Here is a 10,216-nt window from a genome sequence, read left to right as displayed (position 1 = left end):
TATGCCCTAAGTTTCATAAAGTAATAAACGGACTTGTTCGATTTTATTTATCTACGTGAATAGACCGATTGAAGTAACAATTTGAATTTATTGCTGATTTTTAAAGTCAGGTTTGCCATTTTTAGCTCGCCATTCTTTTACAACTTTAAGTACACCTTCCGGACTATCTTCAGTACCATCTTCTGGATAATACAGCAAATTTGTACCACTAGGATATTCTGAAACTTTCACAATGTTGTTTACGATTGAATCGTGTTCTACCTCCGAAGAGTATTTCCCCTCGAAAATCATGTTAATTAATTCCAAAAATTCAGCTTCGGTATATTCTTCTATCTTACTTTTCAGATCCATACTATTTCCCCTCTTTATTCGAATGAATTTCAATATGTCGTTTTGGTGTTATTATTCTCAGATTATCAAGTTCATACATGGAACTTTAAATTCTTGTTCGTTGGGTGTCCATAAAATCGTTGGCCGGTTTTCTCCCGGCTGCCAAAATTCATAATGACCTGTGGCAGAGTTCAGCGTCATCATCCTGACCGGAACCTGATCAAACCCACCATCTGGACTGGTATGCTGCTTAAAATAGCTTTTATCATATTGATTTTTAATAACTTAATTCATATACTAGATTTAGTGACTGAAAATTCCTAAATTATTCACTGTTTTATATGTAACAGGTTAAATTTAAAGTAAAAATTAATGCCTTTAGCAAAAAGTGCGATTTTTAATCATAATTAGTTTTTTTTAAGTGTGAAACTCGAAATCTATATGATGACTCATCTGGCCGCCGTCTGGCGGCCTCCTGATCTGAAAGTCAGGACTTTTTTAAATCAAATTAACGTTGGCTTTTCTCTTCCAACATAAACATCCCAAATGGATGAATTTCCAGATAATAATTATCGCCAATATTGGGTTGTAATTGAGTGGCATTAATCTGTAGCAGCAGAGTTTGATCTTGCCAGTTTACCGTGACTTCATATTGTGGACCCATATAAGCCACATGGCTGATGGTACAACGCTGGCTCGCATTTCCGTGACGGCTCAGGGTAATGGCTTCCGGCCTGACACCTACCGTTACCGATTGACGGTGGGTGGTAAAATTTTCTGGCCGTGGCAGGCGATAGTGGAAAATTTCCACATAATCAGAACCCAGAGTAGCAGGGAAGATATTGGCATCTCCCATAAAGCTCGCCATAAACTCAGATGCAGGTTGGCGATAGAGTGTTTGTGGCGTGCCAATTTGCATGATTTTGCCTTTATTCATCACCAGCACAGTATCGGAAACCGCAAACGCCTCACTCTGATCATGAGTGACATATAACGAGGTGATATTGAATTGTTGCTGCAATTCGCGGATCTTTTCGCGCATGCTGCGGCGTAGGTTAGCATCAAGGTTACTGAGCGGTTCATCAAAAAGCAGGACTTTTGGCTTAAGGATCAGAGCGCGGGCGAGTGCAACACGTTGCTGTTGACCACCGGAGATCTGATCTACATAACGATCTTCAAAACCAGCCAAGTCTACCAATTCCAATGCCTCTTTAACCCGCTCGCGTATCTCTGCTTTAGGCTGCCCCAGCATTTTCAGTCCATAACCAATGTTTTCTCCCAGCGACATGTGCGGAAACAGGGCGTAGGACTGAAATACCATACAGATATCCCGCTGCTGAATAGAACGGTCTGTAACATCTTCACCATCAATGAAAATTTTACCTTCGCTGGGTTTTTCCAGCCCGGCAACCAGACGCAATACGGTGGTTTTACCACAGCCGGATGGTCCTAACAGCGTTACCATATGCCCTTGTGGGATAGACAAATCCAGATTATCGATCACGGTGTTGCTACCGAACCGTTTGGTTACATTTTTCAGTTCGACAAAATTTTGTTGTGCCATGTCGTCACTCCGTGATTACTGTGCATTTTTGGCTTTGGAACGGGAAACCCGTGCTTCGCCAATCAGATAGTCAAATAGGAAAATAATGGCCAGCATGACCACAATCAGAATAGAGCCGTAAGCGATAGCGACGCCATATTCACCATCTTCCACCCGGTTCAGGATATAAGCGGTTGCTACGCGGGTTTCTGGTGTGACCAGAAATACAATAGCGCTGACGGTAGTAATGGCGCGAACGAAGCTGTAAATCAGGGCAGACAGGATTGCCGGGCGCAATAATGGCAACAGAATATGGAAGATGGTTCTCATCGATCCGGCGCGCAGGCTTAACGAAGCTTCATCCAGTGATTTATCAATCTGCCCAAGGCCGGCAATTCCTGCGCGGATACCTACCGGTACGTTTCGCATAGTCATAGAGATAATGACGATAGCCGCAGTGCCGGTGAGGTAAAAAGGTGAATCATTGAAGGCCAGAATGTAGGAAACCCCGGCAACGGTACCCGGTACGGCAAAGCACAGCATGGTGGTGAATTCGATCGTTTTCTTACCCCGGAATTCTTGACGTACAACGATATAAGCGATGAGCAGGCCAAGGATAGCGGTGATAGGGGCGGCGATACCGGCGTAGAGCAGGGTATCCAGTAATGAAGGCCATGCGCCATCATGCATCCCCTGACCAAACAGCTTGATAAAGTTGTCCAGTGTCAGTGTGTAATCCACTCCCCAGTTTACGGTGAAACTGCCGTAGAAAATGCTGCCGTACAACAGAACATTGAACACAACCCAGATAAACAAAATGGCACAGACACCCCAAACCAGCGAAGTCGGCAGCGGCTGTACATCACCACGATAGGATTTACCGGAAACCGTGACATAGGAGCGCTTACCAATCCACATATACTGAACGCAGAATATCAGCAGAGAGAAAACCAGAAGCGAAGCGCCCAGCGTACTGGCTGCCTGATAATCAAGTTGGGAACCGGTGATATAAAAATAAATCTGGGTCGCCAGTACATCAAAGCTACCACCCAGTACCAGTGGGTTACTGAAATCTGCCAGCGATTGAACAATCACGATCAGGAAAGCGTTTGCCAGTGCAGGTTTCAACAGCGGAATAAAAACATGGAAGAAAGTTTGATAGCGATTGGCGCGCAGAGTATAGGCAGCTTCTTCCAGTGAAGGATGGATAGTTTTAATGGCACCGTCAAGGATCATAAACGCCATTGGTGTAAAGGCCAGTACCTGAGCCAGCCAGATACCGGTAAAGCCATACAGCCAGTTGGTATTGGTGAGGCCAAGCCAGGTTGCCATAAACTCAGTGATATAACCGGAACGGCCCATCATTAGCGTAACACCCAAACCGACAACAAACGGGGGTGTGACGATGGGCAAGATAGAGAATACCCGGCCAATAATGGCAGAGCGGCGTGCGATTCTGGCGGTATAAATTGCCAGAGCCAGCCCGAAGAAGGTACAGCCTACACCCACTGCCAGCGAAAGCAGAATGGAGTTAGTGATAACCTGGATAATATGTGCCTGTCCCAAGATCGAGATAAAGGCAAATGGAGCAAATTGACCGGCATCATCCGTAAACATCGGTATAAAGATGGCTATACTCGGATAAAGGATAAATGCCCCGATCAGGGCAATAACCGCAACCAGTGAGCCGATAACAAAACGATCACCACCCAGCCATTCAAGGCGGGTCAGGGCGAGGGTAATAATTGCGCTCAGTGAGATAAACAGAATAATCGTCGAGTAGCCTAGTCCACGACCAATCATGGCCGCACTGATAATGACAAACAAGGCGCATAATAAGGCGTAACCCGCATCAAAATAGTGCCGGTTACGCTGATTGCGGTTTGCTGGTGTGAGTGGGCGCAGTAACAGCGCCGATGGCAGCAGGAACCACAGTAAGCTGATGTTTAATCCGTTCCAGCCATAGGCGGTGAAAATTTCATCTTGAGTGGAGTCGAAAAGACCATAGTCCAGGCTCCAGGATGGTAAAAGGGCGAAAGCCAGCCACGTCAGGGCAATCCACCAAAACACCGCATCCCGCTTTTGTCTGGTAGGCAAAGTCAGAGTGTAAGACATAATTTCCCTCTTTTATTATTATCGTGGGGTAACAACAGTAAGAATCTATCCTTGAGGCGTTATTAATATGGGAAAACAAGATAGCCCGATGGATAGTTTCTAAGGGCGGTGTTATCCGCCCTGGATAGACTTTATTTAGCCATCTTCACATCTGTCACCCATTCGGTAATGAGTGCTTTACGCATATCATTGGCGCCAAATTTATCCATGTCGTAATTGATCAGTTTCAGATCGGACAATTTAAGTGCCAGAGGAGACGCTTTTGCCGTGGTGTTGGTCAGGATCTGATAGGCTTTACCTTTCTTCCAGCTCAGTTCTTGTGCTTCTTTGGACAGCGCCCAGTCAATAAACAGTTTAGCGTTGTCCATATTGCGGGCATTTTTGATGATACTCACACCGCCGATTTCATAACCGGTGCTTTCACATGGTGCGATAAGTTTCAATGGTGCGCCGTTTTCCACTTCCAGAGAGTAATCATGCAAGAAACCGATGCCGATGGCGGATTCACCACGGGCGGCGTTACGTGCTGGTGCGACACCGGATTTGGTGTACTGGGAAATGTTGGCGTTCAGCTTTTTCAGGTAATCAAATGCCTGATCTTTGCCCCATAACTGAACAAAAGTTGCCAGTGCGGTGTAAGCGGTGCCTGAACTTTGAGGATCAGCGATCTGGATTTCACCTTTATAAATCGGTTTGGTCAGATCTTTCCAGCAGGTTGGAACAGGGATCTTTTTCTCTTTCAGACGTTCGGTATTGACGCCATAGCCAAGAATTCCGACGTAAACCGCAGAGGTGTAGTTGCCCTTGCGTTTGGCCGGATCACGGAACTGCGGCATGATTTGCGCCAGATTAGGGGATTTATAGGGGGCCAGCAGATCCATCTCACCCGCCTGAGAGTGTGGATCCAGCGTGCCGCCGTACCAGACGTCAGCTTGTGGATTGCGTTTTTCCGCTTCAATTTTTGCCAGAGTACTGCCTGAACCGTTACGGACAAAGGTGGTTTTCACATTATATTTTTCACCGAATGCTCTGGTTTCGGCTTCACACAAGGCGTTAGTCGCACTGCAATAAACGATCAAGCGGCCGGCGGCCTGAGCACTGTGGGTAAATGCAGCAACGACCAGACCTGCTGCGATAAGTGTAGAGAGAGGTTTCAGTTTCATTATTTTGTCCTTTGTATTCAGAACGTCTTATCATTGGAAAGTAGCGATGCTACCCCTGCCATATGTTCCCTTTTACTGACGTCTGCCATTAACAGTGGCATCAACAGCAAACCCATCATGGCGGCTGCGATGGTGAGCAGGGCAAACATCCCTGGCCAGCCATAGTGTGCAACAACCTGACTTAGCGGCCAGCCTGCCATTGCAGCGCCCAGGTAGGCGTACAACCCCAGATAACCAGTGACCGTTCCGGCGGCTTGTTTATGGCAATATTCTGTTGCCGCCAGCCCAATCAGCATTTGCGGGCCAAATACAAAAAAACCGATACTGAAAAAACAGACGGCCAACAACGCATAGTGATGAATAGGCATTAGCCACAATGCGGTGACAGAGATAAACAACCCCAGTGCAAACAGTAAAATCATCGGGGCGCGTTGACCGCGGAACAGTAAATCAGATCCCCAGCCGGAAAAAAGTGCGCCTGTTAAACCGCCCAGCTCAAACAGCGAGAGTGTTGCGTTAGCACTGAGCAGATTGGCACCATGTGTTTCTGACAGCCACAGATTTCCCCAGTCATTAATCGCCATTCTAATGAGGTAGACCAGAATGTAGGAAAGTCCTAATAACCAGATAGTTCTGTTAATCAGAATTGAGTCCCGCAGTATCTGCATCATCGGCATCGGGGGCGATAACTGTTCGTGCCGAAGCTCCAATGGATCCTGTCGCCAGTGCCCTACGCTGGGTAAACTTTGCTTTTGCGGTATGTCACATAACTGATGGCAGAGCCAAATACCCAGTAAAATGCCAATAATTCCCGGCATCATCAGCGCTGCTTGCCAGCCGTAAGTCGTCGCCAGAAAAGCTGACAGTATCGGGATAGTGACACCGACAACATTGATGGAGATATTCCAGCATCCCCACCAGAAACCCCGTTCATTGCGGGAGTACCAGTGTGTCAGTAGCCTGGCGCAGGGCGGCCATCCCCAACCCTGAAAGAAACCGTTCAGTGTCCAGATAATCAGTAGTGCAGGAAATGATGAACAAAAAGCGAAAATAATGTTCAGCACGCCCGTCATCACTAATCCGGCACCCATAAACCCGCGATAGCCGGTGCGATCATGGAATACACCGGAGACAAATTTTGAGCCGCCATAAGCCAAATAAAACAGACTGGTTATCCAGCCGATATCCCCTTTATCCAGCCCCAGTTCCAACTGCATGACTGGCATAACAAAGTTGAAGCTTTTTCGTGTTAGATAAAATGCGGCATAGCCAATAATCATGGAAATCAGCAAACGGCTGCGCCAGTAGCGATAACGTTGTGAAACTTGTTCCTGGCTGGTGGTTTGCATATGCGGCTCCTCCATGAAAAGGGAATGTAAATAAACATTAATGAAAATGGATGGGATAAGGTTTTAGGTAACTAGGAGTAATTCTTAGTTATGCTTGATTTTCATCAGAATTTGTGGGCAGGTTAACAATTATGCGAGTGCCGTTATCGTTATTTAGTTGCCAGTCTCCCCCTAACGCCCGGATGCGCTCTTCAATCCCCTGGAGGCCAAATCCGCCTTTCCTTTTATCTTCAGTGATACCGATGCCGTTATCACTGATTCTGAGTTCGATCACATCCCTGCGTTGCCGCAGCGTGATATCGATGCGGGTTGCTTTGGCATGTTTGCTGATATTGTTCAGTAACTCCTGAACCAAGCGGTAAAGGGTAAAAACCACCGTTTCATTGGCTGGATTTTGGGGAAGCTGATAATTCAACTGGCAATCAATCCCCTGCTGCTGAAAAGCAAACTCATTGATTAAATGGTGGAGCGCTTTTTCTAAAGACATCTCTTCCAGCACCGGTGGTCGCAATTGGCGCAATAATTGACGGGTGGATTGATGGATTTGTTGGGCAAGATGATTGATTTGCTCTGCGATCATTGCTATTGCCGGGGTGGTGGCAGTGCGTTTTACCAGTGTCGCCTGAATTTGGATAGCAGTAATATTCTGACCAATTTCGTCATGTAACTCGCGGGCAATACTTTTGCAAATATCTTCTTCTGTGTGAACCAGTTTCTGCATCAGAATATGGCGGGCGGTTAACTCCTTCTCCAATAATTCACGGTAGCGTTGCAGGTTTTCAGCGAGTTGTTGTTGACGGCTGATGGCTATTCCCAGCCCTATTCCTAATAGCGCCTGAATGGTCAGGAACATCTCCAATTCGCGTAAGTCGTTAAAAGCGCCACTGAATTGCCGGGCTGACGTTATCATCAGGCTGCCCAGTAAAGCCGCCAAGACGCCACCTTGCCAGCCATAACGATAGGCCATAAATACATTGGGAATAAATACCAAAATCACCAAAAGCCTCTCAATTTCTGGTGACATAAAGATCTGAGCGCTCAACCCCAGTAAACAGAACAGACAGCACCACATCAGCAGTGAAGTACGTAACTGTGGATCCGGATGGTCAGGTTCCAGCATATTTCTCAGATGTTGCTGACGCAGATATTCATAGATCAGATAAACAAAAGGCGACAGTAAAACACCGCCGGTCAAAGAGGTAAGAAACAGATGATTGGCACTGGCAGTCAGAGAAAATCCCAGACAGACAGCCTGTAACACACTATTGGCGGCTACGGCTGCCAGCAAAATAGAGAGCCGTTGCCAATACAAGGTATAGCGCCACCAGATCCGCTGTACCATAAAGGTAGGTATCAGGCTGATAAATGGCGATAGCAGAATAATATTGTTAGTCATAAGCTGCTCGCTATCGAGCCATAGCAAGATAATAACCTCGGTTGCTAACAGGGTTGGCAGGTAGCGACGTCCCAGTAGAACAAACAGCGCCAGCCGTAACCCTTGTGGCAGCAGCAATGTGGCTTGTTGCCCATTGTTATTCAGGTAGAAGCTGATGGTCCACAGAGCAAGCCAGCTCAACGAATAAAAAATCAGCAGGAATAGTGATAACAGGCCAAATCGTGATCCTCCGTTCATACGTTACCTGTCAGAATCTGATGTTGCAGGGCATAATGAACCAGCTCAATCGTACTCTCGCACTGCAATTTGCCAAGAATATTGGCACGATGAACATGAACAGTTTTATGGCTGAGATTAAGTTGTTCTGCGATAGCTTTAACCGTGATGCCATTGATGAGCAGATCAAATATCTCCCGTTCTCTGGGCGTCAGGGCTTGCAGTGCTTTAACTTCTTGTGGTACCTGACGCAGGGCTTTCAGAGCATCAGCACACAGATAACAACCGCCTTTATGTACGGAACGCACAGCCTGTACCAACTCTTCAGGGCCACATCGTTTGGTGAGATAACCGCAGGCTCCGGCATCCAACGCGCTTTGTACAAATGCGGTGGTGTCATAAATGCTGAGAATAATGGTGCGAAAATCAGGCCGTTTTTGCCGTAACCGGGTGAGCAGGTGCAAACCGCTCTCATCCGGCATAGCGATGTCCATCACCGCCACATCAATCGGGTTTCTGAGTAAATCCAGCCAGGCTTCGCTGGCACTGGCGTATTGCCCGGCAATTTCAAGATCATGTTCAAGCGTTAGTAATTGGGCAAAGCCGGAACGGACGACTACATGGTCGTCAATAAGTGCAACTTTAATCATAGCTTTTGTTAAGAAGTCATTATAAATACAATAAGTTCCATGATGTGCAGGAAAGGCAGGTTGTGCAAATTAATCAACTAAATCTGCAAGAAAGCTAACAGATTTAGCAAATTGTAGGGTGATAATTAAGTAGATAAGTGGAAGGGATTTCGGTGAAAGTGTGAATATGTTCCGGTTTTGGCGTCAGCTTACCTTTTTCAATTTTCACCATTTTCTCTGCACTGACTAACCAGTGCGAGATCTCACCTTTTTAGCATGGGCAGGCTTTAAACTGTTATTAAAAGTCATGTTTTTAACTTATGGTTTTAATCGGTATAAAGTTTTAACCGTTGTTTTTACCCCTTTTAACGCCTGCTTTTTTGTTAAGTTTAATCATCATCGGTATTGTGTTTTACGTTTAATCAATGTTAATCATACTCGCTTTTTATCTTCATAAACCAGCCAGTAAATGGCTTGATATATAAAAACACCCCTTTATTTTTTTTCGGATAATTAACGCCTTTTTCAGGGATTAAATCCTGATAAACTAACTGTTTTATCCCTTTTTTATTGCGTTAAATCCGTCCTTGATATAAAAGCTTTAATGCTTGTGTATTCACGTTTTTAAATGATTATGGCAGGTTAGGTAAATGTAAAATAAATGGAATATAGAATAGCTGATAAATGAATTAAACATGGCAGGGTAAACGAAATGGGATCGTGATACCATTCATTTGATTGTTTAAAGCACAGTTTTAAATAAAAATTTTTTTATTTTTTTTAAAATAGATTTATTTTACATTGGTTTAATGGTTTTTTATTGTTTTCATTAAAATGGCTATTTTAACGTAATAAATAGCATGTGCATTTAGTCAATATCATTTTAAAAAAATTGAGCTTGTCAAAATAAAATCGTTTATTTATTAAAACAGGATAGTCATATTATTTTAGATTTTAACTTAACTCCATTCACCCATAGCTATTTAAATGATGTTTAAATAAATCGGTTAATTCATTTAATAACGCATTATTACATCAACAATATTGAAAAGTCTGGCTAGTTCATTTGCCAGAAAGGTTATAATGATTAAACGGGTATTTAAGCGTTAAATCACATTAATGGTATAAAAAGAGGCATGATTTAAATCAAACTGTAGAAAAGCAATGCTATTGGATGGGGTAAAATAGTATAAAACAAGTTTAAATAAGCGTATTTGATGTATCATGATGTTGAATAGCAAATACCATATAATAATGCTAAAAGTAATCCAGTTCGTATTTGGTTAAATGATTTATTTGCGGCTTTTGTTATTCTGTTTTTTATAAACGATTATTTAACTGGCTGATAAAAAAGTTTAATCTCCAGTTGAAAGCGTTATTAAAATCGGTTGATATTTTAAATATATTATCTTGTTAACCTATTTTATATTTTTATTTGCCTTTTTTACGGGGTATATAAGTTTTAATAAAGCCAA

General features: G+C 44.2%; 7 protein-coding genes and 1 pseudogene. All 8 read right to left on the bottom strand.

What is annotated here, in order from left to right:
* Positions 1–87 precede the first annotated feature (87 nt).
* Positions 88–351 carry a bacteriocin immunity protein gene (locus ACGF63_RS20190; RefSeq protein WP_152963125.1) on the bottom strand — a complete coding sequence of 88 codons (264 nt, stop codon included), beginning with the start codon at positions 349–351 and terminating at the stop codon, positions 88–90.
* A 78-nt stretch (positions 352–429) separates the two neighbouring features.
* Positions 430–576: pseudogene (locus tag ACGF63_RS20185) on the bottom strand (S-type pyocin domain-containing protein); the annotation flags it as partial.
* A 262-nt stretch (positions 577–838) separates the two neighbouring features.
* Positions 839–1,894: a ferric ABC transporter ATP-binding protein gene (gene fbpC / locus ACGF63_RS20180; RefSeq protein ID WP_152963124.1), complete on the bottom strand. Its 1,056-nt coding sequence runs from the start codon at positions 1,892–1,894 to the stop codon at positions 839–841.
* Positions 1,895–1,909: 15 nt separating this feature from the next.
* Positions 1,910–3,988, bottom strand: coding sequence for an ABC transporter permease (locus tag ACGF63_RS20175; RefSeq protein ID WP_387632840.1), 2,079 nt, complete (start codon positions 3,986–3,988; stop codon positions 1,910–1,912).
* 131 nt (positions 3,989–4,119) lie between these two features.
* A complete protein-coding gene (locus tag ACGF63_RS20170; RefSeq protein WP_152963122.1) occupies positions 4,120–5,151 on the bottom strand; it encodes an ABC transporter substrate-binding protein in 1,032 nt (343 codons plus the stop codon).
* Positions 5,152–5,168: 17 nt separating this feature from the next.
* Positions 5,169–6,500, bottom strand: coding sequence for an MFS transporter family glucose-6-phosphate receptor UhpC (uhpC, locus tag ACGF63_RS20165; RefSeq protein ID WP_152963121.1), 1,332 nt, complete (start codon positions 6,498–6,500; stop codon positions 5,169–5,171).
* An 88-nt stretch (positions 6,501–6,588) separates the two neighbouring features.
* Positions 6,589–8,133 (bottom strand): MASE1 domain-containing protein, encoded by a 1,545-nt coding sequence (locus tag ACGF63_RS20160; protein ID WP_387632838.1) that lies wholly within the window; start codon positions 8,131–8,133, stop codon positions 6,589–6,591.
* On the bottom strand, positions 8,130–8,762 hold the full coding sequence (locus ACGF63_RS20155; RefSeq protein ID WP_036849708.1) for a response regulator transcription factor: 633 nt from the start codon (positions 8,760–8,762) through the stop codon (positions 8,130–8,132). Before ACGF63_RS20155 ends, ACGF63_RS20160 begins: the two co-directional genes overlap by 4 nt.
* Positions 8,763–10,216 lie beyond the last annotated feature (1,454 nt).

It is taken from the genome of Photorhabdus sp. RM322S, from assembly GCF_042879395.1.
Classification (GTDB): Bacteria; Pseudomonadota; Gammaproteobacteria; order Enterobacterales; family Enterobacteriaceae; genus Photorhabdus; species Photorhabdus khanii.
Note: the sequence above shows the minus strand (reverse complement) of the source record. Positions and strands in the feature narration are given on the sequence as shown.